Source organism: Flavobacterium collinsii (genome assembly GCF_946903285.1).
GTDB lineage: Bacteria > Bacteroidota > Bacteroidia > Flavobacteriales > Flavobacteriaceae > Flavobacterium > Flavobacterium collinsii.
Window position 1 is genome coordinate 2,163,270 of the sequence record NZ_OX336425.1, and the last position, 23,758, is coordinate 2,187,027.

The window sequence follows — 23,758 nt, forward strand, 5'->3', positions numbered from 1 at the left end:
TATTTATAGTGATCCTAAATTTGTTTTTCCCAGTATTATTTTCTCGAATTGATTTTCGTTTTCGTCGCTGCAATCAAATAGCCTTCCTGTAGGATATAAATTGCTAAGGCCTGATATGGACTTAATAAGTTGTATCAGTTCTGTTTCCGGTTGTTCCTGGTTCAGTGAGGTTTTAGCAAATAAATATTCCTTGTATGAATTCTCAAACTGTAGAAGTTCGTTTTCTGCCGGATTTTCAATTTCATTTTCCCGATGTCCGATCCAGCAGATTTTTGCCAGAACATGTGCCGGTAATTCTTCTTTAATAACTTTTTCGATATAATTTCTAAAATCGATATTGGCAAAGCGCAAGGTGTATCCGGGCAGTATAATGCTTACGCGATAGGAGTAAGGGTCCAAAGGCTCACAGCTTTTGCATTGGTCTGTACAAATGGGTAAAAAGGTTTCCGGATTTACAGTCGTGAGATTTACATCGGGACGAAGCATCATATGTTCAACGATAAACATTCCTTCCTCTGTAAATACCTCTTTCATAAAATGGATTAAATCGAGAATAGACTGTTTTACTTTTTGCAGGGAACTGTAATACGTATAGCGTTTGGCGATAATCCTGTCCTTGTTGTTTACATCTGTAATTAACGGATTAATGATGTCATAAGAATATTTGCCGGAAGGAGACCGATGGATCTGAATGTTATCGATAACCTGCGGATCTGAAATTCCTTTTTTAAAAGCTTCTTCGACATTATATTCTCTGGTTTGGATGATTTGCAGGATGGCAAAATACAATTCCCGGTTTGCTGTAGAAGTATCATAATACTCTGTTGTAGCAGAGAGCACAATTTTGTGTTTGTCGTCTCTGACTCTCCATCGATACACCAGCTGATTGTCTGAATCAATAAAATGATAGAGATCAACAAATGAATCAGAGAGATGTCTTCTATTGTAATTTTTAATCCCCAAAAGTCTGGCAAGTCTCTTCTTCACACCCGAAACATTGTTGGTATCCCACAAATTACTGTTCAGCTGCTGGTAGTAATTAAAAGAAGTACCGCGGTTTTTGCTTACGATTTTATAGTCTTTCAAAAAGTCTTCTTTGTTTTTCAGGACTACTTCGTCGGTAGCACTGCCATAGATGCTTTTATTGATAAAAACATATTCGGAAAAACGTTCTGCAAAACGCCCTAAAAGATGATCCAGTATGTTATTTCTTCTCTCGATATTATTATCCAGCTGTTTAAAAAGAATTTCGGTCAGATAATCATCATTGTGTTCCGGATAGTCCGTTACCAGATCACTAAAACCTTCGATGTCCTTTACCGCCTGAGTAAAGAAAGTCTTGGTAAGATTCCCGCTTACCGAAAGGATTTCGTTAACCTTTCCTAAATGTTTAAAGTAACTGGCGAGAATCTGATCAAAGAATAAAAGATACCCTTTAAGCTGTTTGGCCTGAGACTGTCGGGCGACTGTGGCCCGAGTTGGCAAACCGGCTTCCCCGATACCGTAAGTGTCCGGGAAATCGTTTTGTATGGTAGTATAGCTGTCTGGTTTTAAGTAGCTGCCGTTAGGTATTTTCAGCTCTTTATGTTTGCTGGCATAATCGGTCGCTTTATCTTTCTCGGCATTAATTTCCTCCAGATATAGAGCTACCTGTGTTTTATTAATATTTAGTGGCAATACGCCTTTATTGTAATTGAAAACACTTTTATAACAAATGACCGGTTTTTGGTATTCCTCCAGACAAAGTAGCCATTGATTTCCCTCAGTTTCATTGTCACCGCAATTCCCCAGAGAAATATCTTTGATGGTGAGTACTCCCGGCACATTCATAATCAGTTTTATAATATCTGATAATCGGACTTCACTGGTCAGTTCGGCTTCGATTAATTCTTTGGTATCGATAAAACCACTTTCTAAAACCGGACCGTCAAATATTTCTAAGGAGGAATATCCTTTGTCCATCATTTGCTTAACGGAATAAAAATTAACGGTAGTCGACAAATAACCATCGAGTGCACTTAGTACAAGGGCATGAACCATTTCTTCGTCGGCCTGAGTGTCGATCTCAATGCTGGTACATATTTTTATAGGGTATTCTTCAACTTTTATAATATTGATGAGGTCTTCGCACAGGTTTCTGTTGGCGTGGTATTTTTTTCTGATTTTGTCTTTGACGGCATTAATATCAGACAGTTTTCGGCTCTCAAAATCGACATAAAGATCATACAATCCTTTAAGTTGAAACTGTTTTTTAAACCCTCTCGGAAGCTCATTAAAATCCTTATAATTATAGGAAAGCTGTTCGTCTTTACAATTGACATACACTGTTTTTTTGTGTTTCGCCGGCCAGCAATTTTTAACTCCATCAATATCAATAAACAGTTTTCTGTAATCCAGGGCTGTAACCGGACTTGTAGGCAGTACTTCCGAGGCTTTAAAAAACTGTGATGGAATATCTTTTTCTTTCACATCAGAGGCCAAAACGTTTTCGATAGGCAGATTGATCCGCATGCCAAGATCGGTTACGGCATAACAAAGCATTTCCAGCATGGTAATACCGGGATCATGCGAATTAAAATCGGTCCATAATTTGCCTCCGAGCTGTTCGATATACTCAATACCTTTTTTTCTGAGATAGAAAAAATCCAGGTCATCTTCGGTAGCAACCTTTTTCGGAATTGTACTATTTGGATTTAATATTGACATGTCTCTTCAGATTGAGTATTAGATATTTTGCAAGTTTTTATCTCTGTCGAAATGATATGATTTTTTACCGATACCAAAATGCGTTTTGGATTAGACGGTGACAAGACCGATAAAAATTCGAGCGTTGCCAGATAAGCCGGATCGCTTGGATTTTCAGATTCTGTATTGTCTTTGAGCTTGGCCATTTCCAGTTCTGCCAGATAGTCGACATAGTATAATTTTTCGATGTAATCAATTATAGTACTTCGGTGCAATTCAATTCCAAAAAGGATGTCCTGAGTGGTGTCAAATGCCCATGGAGATAAGAATTTCGTAATGTCCTGATTAAGCTGTTTCTTATAGAAATTCTCATCGTATTCGGGGTAGAACTTGACATTTAGTTTTATAATTACCTTTTCGTATTCCGGATTAATGACAGAAGCTTCTACATGCATACTGTTTAAACCACTGACATAATGCCGAATTTTATTTAAAGTTGCTGTATTTACTCTGGGTTCATAAAGATCAAATACGTTTTTGTTTATAATATCCGGAACGACTATAAGGGTCACATCTCCGGGTGAGAGAAAAGACTCGGTCTCATTATTGGTATGATTGAGGCATTTTACTCTGAAAACCTGAGGAAATTCCTGAAGAATAAGATGTTCGTAATCCCAGAGTGTGATCGCTCTGTTTTTATGACGCAGACGTTCGCTTACACGTTTGTAATAGGTCTCATCTGATTCCAGTGCTTTTCCGTTAAAAGAATTAAAAGGCTGCTCGACACTTTTAACCTGTGTTATTCGGGTAATAAGTTTAGAAATGGTTTCGGCAGGCAGTCCCTTTTCTAAATGCGACAAATCATTACCGTTGTTAAAAAATTCGGCAGTGACCACCTGTGTTTTGATGTCGATTACTTTGCAAATCGCATCATAGGCTTTATGCATTTTAGCCCTTACCCAAATCAGGTTATCCGGAAATAAAGTATTGTTTTTGGTTGCTTGTTTCGGAATAGCAAATTTCAGGATTCCTGACTTTAAAAAATTATCTGTTGAATTGCCCAGAATCTCATTTTCAATATTTTTCCAATGATTGTCACAGAGTATAAACCATTCTATTTTTTCTCTTCCGACAAAGGATTTAGCAAGCGGATTTTCGCTTCCTTCCAGTAGTTGGATCAATAAGGTAATCTGTTGTAAGTTTTCTGCTTCTTCAAGGCCTATGTAAAATTCACCTCCATTACAATAATCAGGAACCAAGCGGCTTGTAATAGCTGCATTAGCGTCAACAACTCCTTTTTGTCTGGCCAGATTCTTCAAATAAGAATGTTCTTTACTTTGACCAAAAGGGGCTTCTTGAAATAATTTTATTCGTTCAGCCTGATATTCTGTCTCCGTTTGATGGGTAAAATCGGCGGTTTCCTCTGCCGTATAATTCAAACTGATCGTTTCGATAAATGGAGTGTAAGCTTCGTTCGGAATCAGTGTTTCCGGATTTTTGCTCATGATGGCGAGCGTATATATTTTCGGATACAAGGAGTGCAATAACGACTGGTTCAATGTCAATCGGATCGGACCGCTTTTATCGACATCATAACTGTTTCCTGCCAGAGAGAATTCCGTTACATAAGAGGCATCTTTTAGAGTAAACAAAACAGTGTTGGTACTTTTGCTTTCCCAGTTTTCTTTGTTTAGTATCGATACAGTACCTTTAAAATATTCATCTGATTCTACAATTAGATCGGAGTCTTTTGTGTTTAGAATCGGAATACTTCTTGGCGGAGTATTTATTACAACAGCATCGACTGTGGGTTGTGGATCTTCAGGCTGATTTACAGCAACTTCTTCTACAACTTGTTCCAGAAACATTCCGCTAAGAAAAAGAGTCTGGCTTATTGTGGTATCAAGATATTTCGTTTTGTATGCTTTGTAATGTGTTTTAAAAGATTTGGGTGTGTTTTTCCAATTTATTTTGACATCTATATTTTTCCATTTTTTCGAAAAGATCTCCGGATAATTAATCAAAAAGACAGAACCGCTGGTAGGCTGTGTGGTAAACGGATAGAAAGGTTTGGCCACATTTAATACACCCGTATCGCTTTCCAATAACAAAGATTTGACATCTTTAACATCTACTTTTATATTTAGGGTACTGATGGTTTTGGTAACCAGATTTCTAAACAAATAATGTCCTTTCTTATCTTCGGTATGAATTAAAAAACGGATAATGGGGTCGGTATCTGTGAAAGATTCTCCCAGTTTTTTTTGATCGTAATTGACAATGGAAGGAGTATCTTTTGAAATCTGAAAGACCAATCGCAATTGATTTCCTAAAATACCGGAGGTGGCAGCGGCTTCACTAATTCTGAAAGGACCAAGCCAATCTTTTTCACCGCTGCAAAAAATACTGATATTCTCTGCAAGGTCATTGACCGTGATTGGTTCGGTGAAGGGTTCGATGGTAAAATCAAAGACTTCATTGAAGGTGATGGTAATATCAATATTTCTTTCTCCTTCTTTTAATTGCAATAAAGGGGAAGCGATGGCAAAGCCAAGTCTGGCGGCTTTGAGTTCGGTATATTTTTCTTCATTAGACGTATAGCCAAATGGCAGCCAGTATTTGTATTCTTCTTTCAGACTTTCTCCTTGTCCGTCAAGAGAATTTGCCACCTGACTTACTTTGATTTGGCCTAATTTAATATCGTTGTAAACACTTTTAAGGGCTGTAATCTGAGCTTTATTGGCAATTAGTTCTTCAGTAGTTTTATAAATGAGCTTGTTGCCCTGTGCATCTTTTCCGGCATCTAACTGAGTTTGCGCTGCAATTTGTTCTTCGGTACTTTTTTTGGCTAATTCAAAAATAACATATACCTGATCTGCTTTTGCAGGAAGCTTTTCGATTTGTAAAATATCTTTATAAAAGAAATCAAGGTGTTTTTTGGTGATTAAATTAAAGCGTGCTTTAGATAATTCCAACAGCTTTAAGAAACATATAAAAAGAGTCATATGCGGCGTTAGAGTACCTTCAAACTCAATATTGCGCAGTATTTCTGAAATGCTTTGTTTTAGCGTAGCATAGGTTTTGTCTTTTCTGAAAGGAATGTCAGTTTGTGAAAAACCAAAATGATCAAAAATCACCTGCCAGTCACCGGATGCTTTTTTGCTGTTGGTCGTTTCAAAAAACTTTACTTGTTTGGCAAAGTTATAGGTAAAAAGAAACCAGTCTTCAATATCAAAGTCATGGAGTTTTAAATTGCCAGGATCAAGAATACTGTTCAGGCGGTCGCCCTGATCGGTGCCATTTCTTTTAAATACTATATCGTTTGTATGGTCGCTGTTGTTACACATAATATTCTTAAATATTAGTTCCTTCTTGTTTGTAGAAAGGATATACCATATTAGTTCTGGAATTGGTAGCTCTTACTTTATAATCTAAAGCCACTAACAATTCACCATTTAGATCATCTCCCTGGCTGATGTCGATTTTTTCTACATCAATTCGGGGTTCGTGGTACAAAATGGCGGTTCTTATTAGTTCAGCCACATAGGTTTTTAAGGTTGTGCTTAAAGGATCAAAAAGGAGTTCATCGACATTGCAGCCGTATTGAGGAAGCATAATGCGTTCTCCTATTTTGGTTGACAATAAAATTTCCAGACTGCTCTTAATGTCTTCTTCGTCAGAAATCATTACTGCAGCTTTAGTTGTTTTTTTAAATTCCGGAGGGAAACTCCATCCGGTTCCCAAAAAGGCTTGTTCTGTTTCCATAATTAACCAATTAAAACGGTTGCTAATCCGGCTACTATTGTACCGCCATGCGCGGTTGAATCACCCATTCGTGCGGCAGGTTTTCCTCCAATCAAAACGGTCGACGAACCTGCAGCAATGGTATCAGGAGGACCTGTGCAGGTAGCCATGTCTCCGACACATGCGGCCGGAACTCCGCCAATTAATACGGTTGGCGAACCGGCAGGTAAGATAGGCCCTCCTACATGCGGAACCGTTCCGGTAACCATCGGGCAAACGTGCATATCTGTAATTCTGGCGGCTGGTGCTCCCATGATTTTAATTTATTTGTACGATGCTTCCTTTTACAATGGCTACTGCGCCGGAGGATAATTCTGCGCCGGCACTTCCTTCCGCTTTAAATTGCGCTGTGGCTTTTAAGGATACATTGGTTCCCTCTATTTTAACATCGCCTGATGCGACTATTTCAATGTTTCCGGCACTTTCCATTTTGATCCCCTTACTGTCAATGGTAATCACATTCGAATTTTCATCTTCAATAACGATAACACCTTTATCTTCATCAAGGGTTATTTTTTTGCCTGCAGGAGTTTCAATTCCGATTGACTTTTTTTCGTCATCAAACATTACTTTCATTTCACTTCGGGTGACAATTCCTTTTTTGTGATTGTCGTCAGAAGCTGTGATCGGAGCAGGTTTTCCGCTGCTGTGGAGCATTCCTAAAACGATGGCGTTGTTTGGGTCCTCGTTGACGAAACCAATAATAACTTCATCTTCTATTTCGGGTCTAAAAAACACACCTCTGTTTTCCCCTGCATCTGGCGAAGCTACCCGGCACCAAATTCCCTGTTCTTCGTTGTTGATGATGGGAATTTTTACCAGAATCCGGTCTTCTCCATTGGGGTCGCCTTCGAGCTGCGTTACAATTCCGGCATGAAGTCCTTTTATGGCCGGGATGATTCCGGAACCTGTTGGCGTATGAATGTCGTAAGTTTCGGAGAACCACTCCGGATTTAATCCGAATTGAGCATCGATGGTCCAGTTTCCTTCCGTCAGTTCGTGAAAAACTCCGGTGATGTAGGCTTTTCCGTTAAAGCGGTCACCAACACCTTCAAGCGTGATGATTGTATTCGGTTTTACGGCAGGAATCCCCTGAAATTTGGCTCTTCCGCGGATTTTAGACAATTGCTGGAACAGTAATTTGGCATCGGCCCAATCCTGTAACTGAACTTCGGTAATGGTACCACCGTGACGCAATTCCAGATTTTCAAGTTCAATAGTTTCAGACAAATCAGAAGCCGTAAGATTGCCGTTCAGGCTCACACCAGGATCACTTGCTTCAATTTCGACCAGCTCCTGATTAGTGTAATCCCAGCTGTACGAAGACACTTTGGCAAACTGATTTCGGGCATCAATTTCGGCATCAAAATCCAGTAAAGAAGCTCCAAAAGTTACCGTCTCAACAGTCGCTGAGGTAACATCGGGTTTACTGACGGTTATTTTTCCGTTCTCTACAAAACAAAGCTTGCCATTGGCTTGTGCTCTCGAAACGATAAAATCCCAGTCGGAAGTATTGTACTGAACGAGTTCTTTATGACTGAAATTAGTAGCTTCGACATTTTTTTCTAACCCGTAGGAGCCTATAATTTCTTCAAAAACATCACTGTCTTTTACATCATAAAAATACTTGCTCTTTCTGCCAATTGTAAGTTTCACCGCTTCATCCTTGCATTCGATAATCAGCAAAGACGCACCACCTTTTATTTTAATAGCATGTTTAATAATGATTCCTTTATAAATGGTTTCTTCATCGTTGTGATAACCCGCAGTGATTTCGATTTTTTTCCCGGGAATCAATAAATCTTCATTGCTTAGTTTGAAATCTCTTTCAGAAGCTTCTCCGTCTGTCAGAACAATTTGAGCCATAGGAATCCGATTGACCTCATTTTGTACCACAATACTTTTTACCTGATAGGTTTTAGACAGTTCTTCCCCTTCAACTAAAATTTTATGCGTTACTAAATCGGCACTTTTACTGGTCTGTATGACTCCGCTGTTGTTCATCAGGATTGTTTTTGTAAAGGAGGAAAAAATAGTTTTTGCCCCGTTTTTAATTTTCTGAAATTGACAATGTTATTGACTCTGGCGACTTCGAGATAATACTTTGAATCCCCATAAATGTAAAAGGTCATCAAAGGCAGGGTATCACCTTCTTTTACAATTCTGTAATGAGTCAGATCCGGAGATTTATTGTTCTCTTTTGCTGCTCTTAGTTTATCTTCGACAAAACCCTGAAATTTTGCTTTTGCAATGGCTCTGATTGGAGTTCCGTCCGGTTTAAAGAGTTTGAACTCTATATCCATTTCGGTTAAAGCCCCTTTGAAAAGCAATGTTCCCCAGGAAATAATCAGGTAATTGGGTTTGTGCTCGTCTCCATTGTAATCTAAAATGACTTTTTTAAATTTTTCAATGTCGTCAATGATCCCCTTGTTCACACTTGGAGAGCCGTCGATTACTCCGGATCGGTCAAAAACAAAATCGAGTTCCAGATTTTCCGGTAGTTTTTTGTTGAACTTAGGAGACACTGTACTCGTTCCGGACGCCTGAGTTTCATCTTTCTCAATCTTATAGTGATAGGTATATTTTTCCGGGTTCATTAGTGTAGAAAATTTACCATCGGCAATTTTGTTGTTAAATTGCGGGTCACTGTAAGCAACAACTTTTAATTTTTCGAGTTCTCCTGCCATGATTTATCGCTCTTTTTTGCGTTCGATGATTTTCAATACCTGTTCGACACATTCCGCTACCGGATCTTCACCCTTGCTTTTTGGAGCACTGGGAGAAGCTGCCGGTTTAGATCCTTCGTTCACGTTTATTTTAATGTGAAGCTCTTTTATCTCTATGGGCATAATTAACTTTTGATTACGGTGAAATAATTGTAGGTAAGCTCAAAATTTTCGATAACGAGCTTACTTTCTTCAGCATTAAAATCTTCAACCGACCATTTTACAGGATAGGCGTGAACCACATTCCATGAAACCAAAGGTTTATGTTCCGAATTGAGAAGTTTGACAGTCAGGTTTACAGGTTTGAATGAAAAATTTTCGATGGCATCCCTGCACCAGTCAATAACCACAGAATCAATCAGTATTCCTCTCTTTAAAGTCAGGTTTGGATATTTTGTCTTTACCGGAAGTTTGTGCTTGAATCTGTTTTCTCCACCCTCGGCAATTTCCTCGGTTTCGATATCGACGGACAAGCCGGAGACCGATTGAAACTGATGGTCCTTTTCTTTTGAACCAAGCCCCTGGAACTCCACTAAAAAATGAAAACCGACAGGTGGATAATAATTAGCCATGATTAGTCATTTTGGATGGATAAACCTTCGTGAACCAATTCCATAGATTCAATCGCTACTTCATTTCCGTCGGCTTTTAAATCGGTCGACTGAATTTTGGTAGGCCATGCATTTTTTACTTTCCAGGTTACTACAGGATTGTGTTCTTCGTCCAGTAACTTGATGGTAATGTCCCTTCTTTCTATGGTGTTTAGTTTTACCGTATTCCACCAGGCATAATACTCATTATCACTTTTAAAAGTTCCCCTTTTCAGTGTGATGTTGGAGAATTTCTGCATGCCTGGCATTTTGATCTTACTATACTCGGGACTTGCTCCCTGACGGTATTCAATAACCTCAGTTTCTACATCTAATCCCGAAACTTCTGTAAATCCTATTTTTGTTCCACCCCAGTCAACTGAGAAATGAAACTTTGATAGCGGATAGCTCATGATTTATATTTTTTTAATGTTGATATTTAATTAAGATTCCTGCATTTTGTGAGAAAAACGAAGTATGATGAATTCTGCCGGACGAACTACTGCCATTCCGATTTCGATAATCATTCGGCCTTCAAGAATATCTATTGCCGACATGGTTTGTCCCAGTCCGATTCTAACATAAAAAGCCTGTTCAGGTTTGGCTCCGGCCAATGCTCCGGCTCTCCATTGAAGAATCAGGAAATTTTCGATCATAGCTCTTACTCGTATCCAGGTATTCGCGTCGTTAGGCTCAAATACAAATTGTTCGGTCGCTTTTTTGATGGATTCTTCGGCCATATTAAAGAAACGTCGAACCGGAACATAACGCCATTCGTTATCGTTTCCTGCCAGTGTTCTGGATCCCCAAACAAGAGTTCCTTTTCCTGTAAAACTTCTGATTGCATTGACAGATTTACCCGCAACGGTATCCACATTTAAGTTGTCCTGAATGGTGTTGGTGATTTTAACGGTTGGTTTTATCACATAGTTCAGACTTACATTGGCAGGAGCTTTCCATACCCCTCTGTCTTTATCTACTCGGGCATAAACTCCGGCAATAGCAGAACTTGGCGGAAGTGTTATTGGCAGGTTATAGATCTCGGTAAGAATTTTATTGTAAGTGGCATTGTCAACGGCCTCAAGAGCACTTAATTTTCTGCCGTTTAGTTCTCCGTTATTCAAATCTTTTCCATCAACAGATTTAATGGCATTTAATAGTGCAGTAAGTGCAGCAGCAATACCCGAAAAGTTATTGGTAAGTCCGCTAATTCCTGTTTGAACATTCAGCGGTGTATAGATAACCAGTTTTTTTAGTTCCTTGTCAAAACTCACAGCGTCAGTAGATATAATTTTTAGCAGTTTAGCTGTAATGTTTTCATCCTGAATTTTTTTCTTTAATGCGATTAAGTTTTTATAGACAGAATCAATTTTATTGGTAGCTGTAAAAATTAAATTGAAAGTATTCAGGGTAGTAGAGATCGTATTCGCAATTCCCGGATCTTCATCTGAGATGGTGCTGATGGCTGCATTGGCTTCATCATTCAACGAATTTCTCAATGCAGATAATTCCTGAAGAGAAGCCAGTAAAGGGTTTAGCTTGTTTAAGAAAGCCGTTTTTTTGGTTGGATTGCTCACAAAGGTTCCGCCTAAATCAAAACCAGTGGCATTATTGCTGTACATCTGTAAAAACAAATCACTATACTGACCGGCGATATCACCCGCAACTGGTTCACTAATTAATTTGGTTACCGTAGCAGTAATTCCGGTCGCAGGGTCTTCTATAGGGACTAATCCTGCAGCGATTTTGTCATATGCTTTTGCGGTATAAGAATAGTGTTTTAAAGTAATTCTACTGGCATCAAAAGCATAATCCAGAATCGTTTCCAAGTGTGGATAATAAACAGCTCCGTATTTAATGGTATCTTTTTCAGAACTAATTTCGTTTCTTAAATCGTCTACATTGGTATCTGTCGGACTTGTCGCGTCATAATTTAACGTATCAATTAAAGTGAATCTGTCCTGAAGATTTTTACATTGCGTTAAAGCATTGTTGTATAAGCCGTAGAAATCCGTAATTGTTATTCCGGATACGTTTGTAGCGTCCGGAAACAAAAGTAAAGTTGGTTCGTCTACTTTTTCGATTTCCAATAATCCGTTATTCAGTGCAGTGCTGTTGTTAATTGTCGTAACAGCTGAATCTGCATCATCTAAATCATCTCCATAGCGACCTACCGAAACAATGTAGCAGGGACCACCACCATTTGCAAAGAATAATTGCAGAGAATAATACATCAAAAAGGGCTGTTTTGAAGTGGGCTGATCTACAATAATAGAACGAGTATCTCCACTGTCTGTCGAAACATCATTAATTGTTATACTAATGGTGGTTTCTGGTTTTGCAAAGCCGAAAAAGCGTTCGTATTCCAGAAGAGAGGTAATTCTGGTTGGTTTTAATTTCAAATCTCCATTAATCTTGTTTGTCGCTTTTTCTGTATAACCAATAAAAGCGGGAATCGCTGTTTCTACCTGGGCAACGGAAGGAGGAAATTTTACGATCTCCTCGACATATACCCCGGGTGTTTTGTAAGTTGTTGCCATGATTAATTGTTTTTAATTATTAAATAAATATTTCTGAGTAGTAATCACCATTGAATTTTGTTATTGATTTTACAGATGGATTAGGGTAGTGGCTGTTTACCGGTTCTGCCGGTGTAAAATCGGTAAGTGGGTCAATTTCGACAAAACCGGAAAGTGTTAATGGTTTTGCAGTATTGGTTTCGATCTGAGTTGCAGCTTTACGGTTGATATATTTCCAAAGTGTTTTTCGATTGTCAAAATGAATTTTAAAATTTGGACTTACTATTTGCCCCGTACTGTCTACAATATTCTCTGATACATTATCGCCTTGCAGTTGCAGCGAAATAAGTCCAAAAACACCTGGTTTTTCAAACGACTGTAGGGTCGAAATTAAATTAGCAGAGGTTTCTTTAGAGACTAAATAGGCATTGGAAATTAGTTTGTTGTCGTTTATTTTAGGTAAATATTCAAACGTAACCGGTTCGCTTGATGGTTTGACGTTGCTAAACAGAAATAACTGATCGGTTGTAAAAGCGAGATCGGTATAATTCTCAAACTGATAGTCGTTGATAGAAATCATAAAGTTCAGATTCAAATCTGCAGGGACTTTTATGAAAGGATCAATGTCATTTGTTTCTTTGACTTTAATATAGATATTGAAACCCGTTTTGTTTTTTTTGAATATCATTTTGTAGTTTCTAAGTACAGTTTGAGTTTCCAAAGTTGGTGTAATAGAGATAAAGGAATCAATGCTGAATTTTTGCAGCATTTTTTCTTTATCATCAGCTGACATGCCGGCAAAGCTGCTTTCACCGCTATTCAGGAAATAGTTGTGAAAAAAAGTTACTTCAAATAACAATCCATATATAACATTAAAACTCATGATTGTTCGCTTGTTTTGGTTAGACCTTTAATTTTACTGATAAGCGGTCCTTCGCTTTGTGCAATATTGCGTTCGATTTGTATCATGCTTACTTTGTATAAAGCCGAAGGGAGCTGTTTGCCACCCAGAGTTCCCCAGATGTAATTCAGTTCCTCAAAAGTGGGAGTATAGAGTTCCACCGTAAATCTGAAGTTGTCAATATTGGCCATGGCAACATTATTTCTGTTGTAAATTGTATTGGCTTGTGTAAACAGGTTTTTTCCCTGAAAAAAGGCAATGATTTTCGAAATATCATTAAGAGAATTGATGTACGCCGTTCTGTTGGCACTAAAAAGCAAATACAGATTTAAGTTGATAACACTGTTTCGATAAACTGTTTTAGTGCTTTCGACAATATGGTTGGGAAAGTTTTTTAAAGTAGCTTCCTGATCTAAGTTGATGAGGGTAAGCGCTACTTTATCATCTAAATTGGTACCTATGGCTTCATTTTGTGACTCTAAAAAAGCAATATTTTCAGGCACAATCGTTTTTTCCAACCCGATTTCTTCGAGGTAGTTGTTGACTTGTTCTGTAATTATCTGAATAACTTCAAAAATCATCTTGTGGAAAGTTTTAATATATTTTGAAATTCGTTAAGAAAGGGCAATTCAAATCTCTGCCTTTTTAAAAGCAGTACTGATGTTTTTGGCTTTTTTTCGTGATATTTCGCTTGTAGAAAAACTGTATAAATAGGCTAAAAAGAGATAGCTCTGAGGCGCAGATTGAAAGGTAAAAAGAAGTGTTTCCCGGCTTAAATTTAGATTTGTACTTAAAACTAGGGCTTATAGAAGATCTAAGTTAGAAAAACATTAGGATATCAAAACAGCGTAAAAATACCTTTTTTTAAATAACTTTTAGTTTTATAAATGGTTAATTTTCAGTTACTTAACTGTTATGTTGAGATTTGATTTCATTTTTTCAGAAAAAAGAAACGTCAGAATTTTCAAATACTATTAAAGTTTTAATATGGAAAAGGCAAAAAAGCTTGTTTTTTAAGTCTATTTGTTTGTTTTACAGTGTGATATGTTTTTGTTATGGAGCCGTGCAGCACTTTTTAGTTTCAAAAAGACCTGAAAATATTTGAAGCAGACCATTCAAAGCTGCCTCAACATACAAAAATGACCTCATACTGTTATTTGGGTTTCTCATGGATAAAAATTCGCCACTCATACCTTTTTTTTGATTTGAATTCTGGCAGACTGGTAATTTTATAATGAAATAAAAACCGGAGATAGCTTTAAAAGAATAAAAGCGAAGACCGCTACTACCAAAACAAAAACAACTCCTAATTTAGAATAGCAAAAAAATGAAACCTACAAAAGATTTTACAGTTGCAGATTATCTGCTCACCCGACTCAAACAATTAAATGTTACCGAGATCTTTCAGATTCCGGGCGACTATGTAAAACATTTTACACAGGCTCTGGAAGATTTTGAGGGAATTAAAACGATTGGAACTTCAAACGAATTAGATGCTTCTTATGCGGCCGATGCTTACGCACGTACCCGAGGCTTGGGGGCGGTATCTCTGCAATATGGAGTAAGTACTTATAGTGCATTGAATGCTATTGCCGGAGCTTACGTCGAGCGTAGCCCTGTGGTTGTAATTAGTGCTACACCTGGAGCAGATGCAAGGCAAATAGGAAGTATGTATAATGTGCTTTACCATCACTCGACTGGTAACCTCAATGCCGATCAGGAAATTTTTGAAAGAGTGACCGTTGCGGCTGAAACCCTGAGCAGTTCTGTAGATGCCCCTGAAAAAATCGATAAATTAATTATTGCAGCACTTACACATCAGCGTCCTGTATATATTGCATGTTATAAAGAGGTGTGGGGCGAACCTTGCCCGAAACCTTCCGGCAAAAAATTAGAACCTCAAATTATAAAAAGTGAAGCTGCAGAACTTGAGAATGCTGTTTCTCAGGCCTGGACACAAATTAGCCAGTCAAAAACACCTTTGATTTTTGCGGGAGTAGAACTTTTGCGACATAATTTAACAAAACAGTTAGAAGAACTTATTAAAGCAAGTGGAATGTTGTATACCACAACTTCACTCGGGAAAACGGTTTTGGATGAAAAAGGAGATAAATTTATTGGGACCTATTCCGATCAGGCTTCAATACCCGAAGTGATTAAAATAGTCGAAGCTTCCGACTGTATTTTGTCTTTAGGAACGATTATCACCGATGACTATTTATGGCTGGTAGAAAATAAGTTTTCGAATATGATTCAGGCGACCACGCAGGAAATGCGGGTTGGTTATTTTACTTATAGTGGTGTAACGCTGAAAGACTTTATCGAAGGGCTAACCGAACGCTTTAAAAAAGCTTCTGGATATCCTTTAAAAGCAATAGCTCCGGCTCAGCCAAAATTTCCGGAACCATGGCGATCTAATTCAGACCCAAAATATGATAAAACTCCTGAAGTGATAACATTTAACCGCTTTTTTGAGAGAGCCACTTATTTTCTGGAAAAACAAAAAATGCTGGACGATATCGTGTTCACTTTTGGGGTCAGCTCGTCTATGTACGTAGCCACCAATATGTACGGATTATCTAAGAATGCCTTTATTTCTTCCGCTGCCTGGCAGTGTATTGGTTTTGAAACCGGTGCTGCTTCCGGAGCTCAGTTAGGAAGTGGTAAACAAGCATGGACTATCGCGGGTGACGGTGGTTTTATGATGGTGGCACAGTCACTTTCGACCCTGGTAAAATACAACATCAACTCTGTAATCTTCGTGATGAGCAATGGCGTTTATGCTATAGAGCAGGTATATGTAGACATGGACTCATTTAAAGAAGGTTCGTCTCATAAGTTTGATGAATTTGATATTCTTCCAAATTGGGACTATCAGGCACTTGCCAAAGCATTTGGAGCAAAGAGCTACCGTGCTAAAACCGTCAAAGAATTAGACGAAGTACTTCTTAAACTGAAACAAAAAACAGATCTGCCAACTCTGGTAGAAATTGTAATTCCTCAAAAAGATCTGGCACAGCAAATGGAAAGGCTGGGGAATGAGTAAAACAACTAATGAAAAGCAATAAAAAAATTAAAAAAATAAAATCATGACCAAGAAAACATACTCTATTTTTGGAGCCGGTGCCGCCGGACTCTATACAGCGTGGAGATTATTGGATGGGAAATCCAAACGCGACAAAAATGAAAAAATGCTGGTTAAAGGCGATGTATTAGAACTTTACGACTGGGGAAAATATGATTTTTCTAAAAAAAATCCGGGAACCAGAGAGGCGGGAGCACGCGTTTGTACGTGGCATTATAAAGACAACAAAGACAATTCGTATCTGGAATTGGGCGGTATGCGATATTCATATTGGGACGGCACTCCACAAGGAGCAGGACATCGTGTAGTCACAAAAACGATAGAGAAACTGGATTTAAAGAAAGATTCAGTTGAATTTAACGAATCAGCTGATCCTTTAATGTCTTTGCGTACCAAGAACATGTATGTCTCAGATGTTAATTCGAATCAGCCGGCTCCTTATTTTACTAATAATTATGGTGAAGATGCTCCGCCGGATGACGGATTCACCACCATACAATCTGTAGCAATTACAGCAACGTCAGGTCCTGTTACCCGTAGAGAATGGTGTAAGTTTTATGAGAATGGAAAGATCGAGATTGACATGCCGGACAGTTCCATCTTTCAAAGAGGAGATTTACTAAAGGATATTGGATATTGGAATCTTGCTTATGACAGACTTGGACAAGAAGGATTTGGCTATCTGGCAGATGGTAACGGCTATAGCTCCAATGTAGTAAATAGTCATAGTGCCCAGTCGTTTAATGTTAATGACGAGTTTACGCCGGGAACAGAATATAAAACGCTGGTAAAAGGATATTCCAGCTTATTTGTTGCCTTATTCGATGAAGTTGAAAAACTAGCCAAACAAAAAGGAATTACGCTGAATTATTTTCCGGATACCCGATTGCGTTCGATTCTGCATACTAAGGCAGGGATTCGTTTTACTACCGCAAAACGTGCAACTCCTGATAAACTTGCCGATAGTAAAATATGTGATGCTGCGTTTCTTGCCATGCCTCGCGCATCCATTGAACTGGTAGCTCAGGCAACACGTTATACAGATGATGAAGGTCAGGACATATTAAACCATGAAGAAGTACAGCTCTATCTGGAATCTGTAATTATGGAACCTTCCTATAAAATTGGGATGTTTTTCACTACACCATGGTGGAGAACAACCGAAGCCGGAAGCCCAACTTATCCTGCCAAACTAACCAGTTACTTTTTAACGCAGGAAGGAATTGCTAAACTGAAAAAAGAAAAATTTCCGTCTAATTATCTGAAAGCAATAGAATCAGCAAAAAATCCGGTTATTATCGCGACATCGTTTAACGATAAGGCCAGTTTTATAGCTGCGGTAGAAAATGCGATTCAGGAACGTCTGACTTTTAAAGAAGAAAAGCAAATCTCAGCTATAGCCGAATTAGATACCATTGGCCCAAGTATTACCGATATGCCGATCCGACAAGTGGTCTATTTTGGTGATAACGCCATCAATCAAAAAGGGGAAAAAGTGTATGGTATTTTGGCCAGTTATGACGACATTCAGTACACCACATTTTGGAAAGCTTTAGAACTCGGCCCTCATGGAACACGCGAAACTCCGGAGTCCAGAGATTGCCAGACGCTCGAAGGACCTCGTTTAGCCACTCCGGTAATGGTCAAAATGCTTCGCTCGCAACTGGCAGCATTACATTTTGGACCACAGACTGATTATTCGGCCGTACCCGAACCTTTAGAAACGAGATATATGGACTGGTCATTGCCTCCTTTTAATGCAGGATATCATGCCTATAAATCGCACTATAATCTGGGTGATGTACAACGAAAAATTAGAAAACCTTCACAACTCGTTCCAAAAGCAGATTGCGATATTTTTATCGTTGGTGAAACCTATTCTAATGATCAGGCCTGGGTAGAAGGTGCTTTTTGTACTGCCGAATCGGTTCTGAATGATTTCTTTGGAATTGAACCTATTATAGACGAAAAGTATTATCCATTTATCAGTCCGGAATAGTAGATTTTGGACTGTTTTTTAACCGCAAAGATCACAAAGGTTTACGCAAAGTACGCAGGAATAGTAGCCGGAAGGATACATAAAACTATGTGTTAAAACTAATTGCATCCAGAAAGTTAAAGGAAACAACAAAACAGGCAATTACGTTGGAATAGAGACAAACTCCAACATAATTGCCTGTTTACTTATTCGAATAAATCAGCAGTTTTAACAATGAGTATTGCTATTGAAAAAACGATATGCTTATCTACTAAAAATAAAAAAAATCCATATTAATCCGCGTTTTCGCCTTGGCGAATCCGTCTCATCCGCGTACGATATCAAGCTTCTATTTAGCAATAAGCTTAAGAACAAATTCCATTTGTGTGTCCTTTTGCTGAAAAAAGTCGTCTAAAGAAGGCCATACTTCATAGTCAGGCATAATACCGTGACCTTCTGGCTGGTTCTCTTTTTTAGGTGCATCCTGTACGACATTTACAATTGAAAATTGTGTTTTTACTTTTGAGTTAGGAAGTTCGTAAACCAATGGTGAATGTCCATTATGAACGTAATAACCTCCAACTGTTTCCAGACCTACTATGGTAACATTATCCACATAAGCTTTTACCAGAGAAGCAAAATGGGAAGCAGCTGATGCCACATTTTCATTAATCAAAAGATAAAGCTTGCCTTTAAAAAGCGGCGATTTAGGATGATAAACCGGATTGTATTTCTGGTTCTGGAAGCTTGTTTTGTTTTCGAAAACCGGATACAGTGACTTTAGATACTCTTTTCCTGCTTTTAGAGCAGTACTATCCATTCGTTCTGAAGTTGAGGTACCCCAAAAATACTTTTCGAGAGGTAAAACATTAGGGTCGAATATGATAGTAGCCTTTACATTTTCCTTGAAGGGTTTATCGGTGAGGTACATTACAGGCTGTTCAAAGTTAGGATCACTTCCTCCCGGATTATTTCTAACATCAATGATTAGATTAGCAACTTTGTTTTTGTCCAGTTCTGTAAAAATGCTATCCAAAAATCGAACATACGGTTTGAACTTAGGATCGTCTGATCCATAGGCCATACCAAAAAATCTTAGATTCAACAAACCTAAGGTCGGATTGATCATACGAAAGCTATAGGGAGGCTGTTTTTTATAATCTAGTAAATCAGTAACCGGAGCACTAAACCTGTTTTTAAGGTTGGCTGTTCTTTCCTTTAGCGTTACTGAGCGAAGCACTGTTTTTTTAAGAGATTCAGATTTTGGTGCGCTGTATTCTATAACAAATTCATCACAAAGACCATATTCGAGCAGGTAGTTCAGCCCAAACGATTTATTTACGCTGGCCGATAATTTTTGGGTAGCATGATGACCATCTGTTGTATAATATTTGTAGAAAGAGCGCATTAATTGTACGTCATTTATTCCGTTTATACTTTTTATTCTTGAGCCGGGAGGTATATCCGATGATTGACCGTCAAAAATAATTTGTCCGTTAATATAGACCAGAGGAAAAGGGAAAAATGATTTTTGTCTGTTCAGAAAATTGATTAAACCGAGATCAGGAATGGTGTAATTGTGTAAACTTCCTTCATAATCAGACAGACGAAGCATTATTTTGTAAAATTCGATAGTGCTCATGGGCTTTTTAATACTTTTAATGGCACTGTTGTAAATATGGTCTATTTGTTTTTTAGAACGGTATTGGTATAAACCGGAATTTGCTTTTTCATTTATCGCAAGGAGAGTTCTAAGATCCTCCTGCATTTGTTTTTGCGAAAGCATTTTATTGTACAGCATTAAACTATCCTTCATGGTCTTACCAAAGCTTTGCGCCTGAATAGTACAGGAGAAGAAAAACAACAATAAGAGGGTAAAGACAGATCGTAAATTTTTAGGATTCACAAATGTATTCGTTGTTTGTTTATAAAAGCAAATGGGAGGAGTAATAGGGGTACGATACATGGTTTTGGGTGGTTTTTTTATAAGGTTTTGAAGGTTAGGGTTACAGTAGCTAAGCCAATTGCTGTCTACAATTTTTAGTATTTAGAAAAAAGAGTAATTGGTCTACTTTTTTAGAATTTTCTCTAAGGTCTATCAAATTATTAAAATCTATTATTAAGGACTCGCCATTATTAAAGTATATTTTTAACCTGTCAGCACCACGACCATTAAAAAATTTCCAACTTTTAATTTCGGATAGAAGAATGACCTGGTTTTCTATTTTAGTATAGATAGGTTTTTTATCCCACTCCAATGTAAGCGTGTCTTTGTCGTTGTTGAAATCAATAATTAAGGTGCCCGTAAATAGGTATACTAAAAAAAAGAAGAAAATAAAATGAGAAAACAAGAGTAAAAGATAGTGTGTTTTAAGTCCTATAATTGCCCAAAAAAATCCTTGGAGCGGGATAGAAATTAAATAAGCGATTACCATAAAGGTAACATTTAAGGTTTTAATTTTCATAATTTAAAAATTGATGCTTTTGCAGGTGTTAGTCTTTAAAAAAATCCTTAATTTATATTTTTCGAATATACTAATATATCACAGAAATTCCTTTCAAATAGGATGTTTTTCTCAAACTTAATAAAGGCGTTTGTTTTGGGCGGTAATAATTATCTTTGCAATAGTTATTTAGATACTTTCAGTCTTTGTGAAAGACGCAATATTGCCATTGTATAGGCCAGAATAATGCATTTGAATCTGTTTAAAGAAAACGCAGTTGAACTGAAAACTAAAATAAATTTGATTTATGTACGAGAGAAAAATTGAAAAAGAGTACTCCTGTGGTTTAGAGATTACAAGCGAAATTATAGGCGGGAAATGGAAACCTACTTTGATCAATCTTATTCATGAAGGTATTATTAGACCAAGTGATCTGCAACGAGCAATGCCGGCTGCATCAAGGCGTGCGCTCAATATTCAGTTAAACGAACTTCAGGAACATGGTATTATTGAGAAAAAAATATACCCTGTTTTACCTCTTAAGGTCGAATATTCACTTACTGAATTTGGTACCTGTTTACTTCCAATAACCCTCGCAATGGAAGAATGGGGAAATAAATATCGAGATCATTTCCGAAAACTTCTTGAACTAAAAAAAGAAACAACCGATAAATAAATGGTATAGTTATAGGGAATAAGTATGCCGTATCTGAATCGTTTTGCCGTTATTGTGGCAGCTTTTTTTTGGTGCTAAATTTGCAAAAAAAAAGTTATGATTCATTTAAGCATATTAGATTATTCTCCTATCGATGAGAAGAGTAATTCAAGAGAAGCATTAATTGCGACCACGAAACTGGCTCAACTTGCTGATAAATTGGGTTTTAAAAGATTTTGGGTTTCTGAGCATCATGGAATGCAGACTTTAGCCGGAAGCAATCCCGAAATGTTAATGATGCATCTTGCTGCCAATACACAAAACATACGCATCGGTTCCGGAGGAGTAATGCTGCAACATTACAGCGCATACAAAGTAGCAGAAGGCGTGAAGCTTTTGGAGGCCTTGTATCCTGGCAGGATTGACCTTGGTATTGGAAGAGCTCCGGGTGGGAATAAAATCACACACTCGGCACTCAACATCGGAAAGAGTAGAATTTCGTCATACGAACAACAGGTTAAGGATTTAAAGGCTTATTTGAGTGGTCAGGAAGAAATAACCGCTTCGTTTCCGGGTTTAATTCCAACGCCAATTGTAGATACAGTACCACAGTTATGGTCTTTGGGAGCAGGAGGTAATGGAGGATTGCTTGCTGGCAGAGAAGGCATGTCTTACATATTTGCACATTTTATTAACCCTGGTGGAACAGGACTGCAGGCAACAGAAGATTACTTTTCTAATTTCAGCCCTTCAGTTATTACTCCCAAACCTCAAAACATGGTCGCTGTTTTTGCAGCAGTTGCCGAAACAGAGGAAGCTGCCGAAAGGCTTGCTAAGGGATTTGATCATTGGATGTTGATGATAGAGTCAGGACGAGAAACTCCCTACTACATGACTTTTGAGAATATTCAAGAGTATCCTTATACAGCAGAAGAGAAAGAAATTATAAGAAACAACAGAAGAAGAATTATTGTCGGAAGTCCGGATAGTGCAAAGCAACAAATCGAACAGCTTGCCGCCGCATACCAAACCGACGAAGTAATGATATTGCCCCAGATTTTTGGTGAAGAAAACAGGATGAAAGCCATCGAATTACTAGCAGAGGTATTCCAGTTGGATTAGTTACTTCGCTTAAAAGAGAAGCAACAAAAAAACTGCAAGCTTCTTACTTTAGAAACAAAAACAATAAAAAACAGCACTGAAAAACGAGACATGAGAAGGAATTTTCCTTCTTTCATGAAGGGTTTTATTGTGCATTATTTAAGCTGAAAATTCAAATAACCGCGATAAGCATAAAACAAAAGAGTCATGCCATACGTAAAGATTGAGATTACACGAGAAGGTGTTACCCGAGAACAAAAGCAAGTTCTTATAAAAGGAGTAACCGATTTAATTACAGAAACCTTAAACAAAGATCCGCATTTGACCCATGTTGTAATTCAGGAAGTAGACCTTGATAATTGGGGATATGCCGGAGAACAAGGGTCGATAATACGAGAAAGGGCTTTACAGTCAATAGAAAAATAATAAATTCAATAAACAATAGAAACAATGAAAAAACAAACAATAGTAGTTACTGGTGCAGCATCAGGAATAGGAAAAGGAATTGCAAAATACTTTTTAGACAGAGGTGATAATGTGGTTATTAATTCATTACTTCCAAGTACACTTGAAGACACATTCCAGGAACTGGGAGCAGGGGACAATCTTGCAATGGTAGCCGGAGATGTAAGCGATAAACAAACAGGAGAACAGTTAGTACACGCAGCACTCGAAAAATTTGGTTCTTTAGATGTGTTGATTAACAATGCAGGGATTTTTGACAGCAAACCATTTCTGGAAGTAGATGAAGCTTATTTGGATAAATTTTTGAACACCAATTTTAAAGGGACATATTTCACCACTCAGGCTGTAATTCCTCAAATGTTACAGCAACAGGACGGAGTTGTTATTAATATTGGGACACCGCTGGTTAATCATGGTTTTGGTGGGTTGCCTGCTACTGCGCCTATATCAAGCAAAGGTGCTATTCATGCTTTAACGATTCAGTTAGCGGCCGAATTTGGGAAACAAAACATTCGTGTCAATACCATCGCGCCAGGTATTATACGTACACCAATGCATGGAGATAACGCAGATCAGAGTGCCGGGTTACATTTACTAAACCGAGTAGGAGAGATTGATGATATTGCCGAAATGGCGTATACGGTTGCAAAAAGCAGCTTTATTACAGGTTCAATTATTAATGTTGATGGAGGTAAAGGCGCCGGCCGTAACTTAAACTAAGAAGCAACACCTTAATCTGAGATAAAAACGAAATATAAATAGTAGTTAATCTAAAAAGGAAGATTTGCCCAAAGTCCGCAAAGTT

Annotated in this window: 20 protein-coding genes; 6 read left to right on the forward strand and 14 right to left on the reverse strand. The window is 38.0% G+C overall.

Features of this window, described 5'->3' with window-relative positions:
• Window positions 1-3 precede the first annotated feature (3 nt).
• Genes OGZ34_RS09410 through OGZ34_RS09465 form a run of 12 tightly spaced genes read right to left on the reverse strand, consistent with a single transcriptional unit; the run spans window position 4 to window position 13,806 of the window.
• Window positions 4-2,706, reverse strand: a complete 2,703-nt coding sequence (locus OGZ34_RS09410; protein WP_263362863.1) for a hypothetical protein — start codon at window positions 2,704-2,706, stop codon at window positions 4-6.
• Complete coding sequence (locus tag OGZ34_RS09415; protein WP_263362864.1) at window positions 2,694-6,032, reverse strand: baseplate J/gp47 family protein; 3,339 nt, start codon at window positions 6,030-6,032, stop codon at window positions 2,694-2,696. Before OGZ34_RS09415 ends, OGZ34_RS09410 begins: the two co-directional genes overlap by 13 nt.
• A gap of 7 nt (window positions 6,033-6,039) precedes the next feature.
• Entirely contained in the window at window positions 6,040-6,450 is a 411-nt protein-coding gene (locus OGZ34_RS09420; protein ID WP_173965874.1) for a GPW/gp25 family protein, read from the reverse strand.
• Window positions 6,451-6,452: 2 nt separating this feature from the next.
• Window positions 6,453-6,743, reverse strand: a complete 291-nt coding sequence (locus tag OGZ34_RS09425; RefSeq protein ID WP_173965873.1) for a PAAR domain-containing protein — start codon at window positions 6,741-6,743, stop codon at window positions 6,453-6,455.
• A 4-nt stretch (window positions 6,744-6,747) separates the two neighbouring features.
• Entirely contained in the window at window positions 6,748-8,493 is a 1,746-nt protein-coding gene (gene vgrG, locus OGZ34_RS09430; RefSeq protein WP_263362865.1) for a type VI secretion system tip protein VgrG, read from the reverse strand.
• Window positions 8,493-9,176 (reverse strand): CIS tube protein, encoded by a 684-nt coding sequence (locus OGZ34_RS09435; protein ID WP_217427697.1) that lies wholly within the window; start codon window positions 9,174-9,176, stop codon window positions 8,493-8,495. The genes vgrG and OGZ34_RS09435 overlap by 1 nt, the downstream gene beginning before the upstream one ends.
• A 3-nt stretch (window positions 9,177-9,179) precedes the next feature.
• Window positions 9,180-9,338: a DUF5908 family protein gene (locus OGZ34_RS09440; RefSeq protein WP_173965871.1), complete on the reverse strand. Its 159-nt coding sequence runs from the start codon at window positions 9,336-9,338 to the stop codon at window positions 9,180-9,182.
• A gap of 2 nt (window positions 9,339-9,340) precedes the next feature.
• Window positions 9,341-9,787 (reverse strand): phage tail protein, encoded by a 447-nt coding sequence (locus tag OGZ34_RS09445; protein ID WP_263362866.1) that lies wholly within the window; start codon window positions 9,785-9,787, stop codon window positions 9,341-9,343.
• 2 nt (window positions 9,788-9,789) lie between these two features.
• Window positions 9,790-10,218, reverse strand: a complete 429-nt coding sequence (locus OGZ34_RS09450) for a phage tail protein (RefSeq protein WP_173965869.1) — start codon at window positions 10,216-10,218, stop codon at window positions 9,790-9,792.
• A gap of 30 nt (window positions 10,219-10,248) precedes the next feature.
• Window positions 10,249-12,345 (reverse strand): phage tail sheath C-terminal domain-containing protein, encoded by a 2,097-nt coding sequence (locus OGZ34_RS09455; RefSeq protein WP_173965868.1) that lies wholly within the window; start codon window positions 12,343-12,345, stop codon window positions 10,249-10,251.
• Between the two features lie 19 nt (window positions 12,346-12,364).
• Complete coding sequence (locus OGZ34_RS09460) at window positions 12,365-13,207, reverse strand: hypothetical protein (protein WP_263362867.1); 843 nt, start codon at window positions 13,205-13,207, stop codon at window positions 12,365-12,367.
• Window positions 13,204-13,806 (reverse strand): DUF4255 domain-containing protein, encoded by a 603-nt coding sequence (locus OGZ34_RS09465; protein ID WP_263362868.1) that lies wholly within the window; start codon window positions 13,804-13,806, stop codon window positions 13,204-13,206. Before OGZ34_RS09465 ends, OGZ34_RS09460 begins: the two co-directional genes overlap by 4 nt.
• A gap of 746 nt (window positions 13,807-14,552) precedes the next feature.
• Here OGZ34_RS09465 and OGZ34_RS09470 point away from each other — a divergent pair.
• Window positions 14,553-16,271 (forward strand): alpha-keto acid decarboxylase family protein, encoded by a 1,719-nt coding sequence (locus OGZ34_RS09470; RefSeq protein ID WP_263362869.1) that lies wholly within the window; start codon window positions 14,553-14,555, stop codon window positions 16,269-16,271.
• Between the two features lie 43 nt (window positions 16,272-16,314).
• A complete protein-coding gene (locus tag OGZ34_RS09475) occupies window positions 16,315-18,309 on the forward strand; it encodes a flavin monoamine oxidase family protein (protein WP_263362870.1) in 1,995 nt (664 codons plus the stop codon).
• A 328-nt stretch (window positions 18,310-18,637) separates the two neighbouring features.
• Here the strand turns inward: OGZ34_RS09475 and OGZ34_RS09480 are convergent, their stop codons facing one another.
• Together OGZ34_RS09480 and OGZ34_RS09485 are read right to left on the reverse strand one after the other, a co-directional pair.
• Complete coding sequence (locus OGZ34_RS09480; RefSeq protein WP_263362871.1) at window positions 18,638-20,254, reverse strand: S41 family peptidase; 1,617 nt, start codon at window positions 20,252-20,254, stop codon at window positions 18,638-18,640.
• Between the two features lie 49 nt (window positions 20,255-20,303).
• A complete protein-coding gene (locus OGZ34_RS09485; RefSeq protein ID WP_263362872.1) occupies window positions 20,304-20,753 on the reverse strand; it encodes a hypothetical protein in 450 nt (149 codons plus the stop codon).
• A gap of 286 nt (window positions 20,754-21,039) precedes the next feature.
• On the opposite strand from OGZ34_RS09485, the gene OGZ34_RS09490 reads away from it, so the two are divergent.
• The 4 genes from OGZ34_RS09490 to OGZ34_RS09505 all read left to right on the forward strand — a co-directional run bounded on the left by OGZ34_RS09490 (window position 21,040) and on the right by OGZ34_RS09505 (window position 23,673).
• Entirely contained in the window at window positions 21,040-21,408 is a 369-nt protein-coding gene (locus OGZ34_RS09490; RefSeq protein ID WP_173965861.1) for a winged helix-turn-helix transcriptional regulator, read from the forward strand.
• Window positions 21,409-21,504: 96 nt separating this feature from the next.
• Entirely contained in the window at window positions 21,505-22,509 is a 1,005-nt protein-coding gene (locus tag OGZ34_RS09495) for an MsnO8 family LLM class oxidoreductase (protein ID WP_263362873.1), read from the forward strand.
• 186 nt (window positions 22,510-22,695) lie between these two features.
• Window positions 22,696-22,914 (forward strand): tautomerase family protein, encoded by a 219-nt coding sequence (locus tag OGZ34_RS09500; RefSeq protein ID WP_173965859.1) that lies wholly within the window; start codon window positions 22,696-22,698, stop codon window positions 22,912-22,914.
• 24 nt (window positions 22,915-22,938) lie between these two features.
• Complete coding sequence (locus OGZ34_RS09505; RefSeq protein WP_263362874.1) at window positions 22,939-23,673, forward strand: SDR family NAD(P)-dependent oxidoreductase; 735 nt, start codon at window positions 22,939-22,941, stop codon at window positions 23,671-23,673.
• Window positions 23,674-23,758 lie beyond the last annotated feature (85 nt).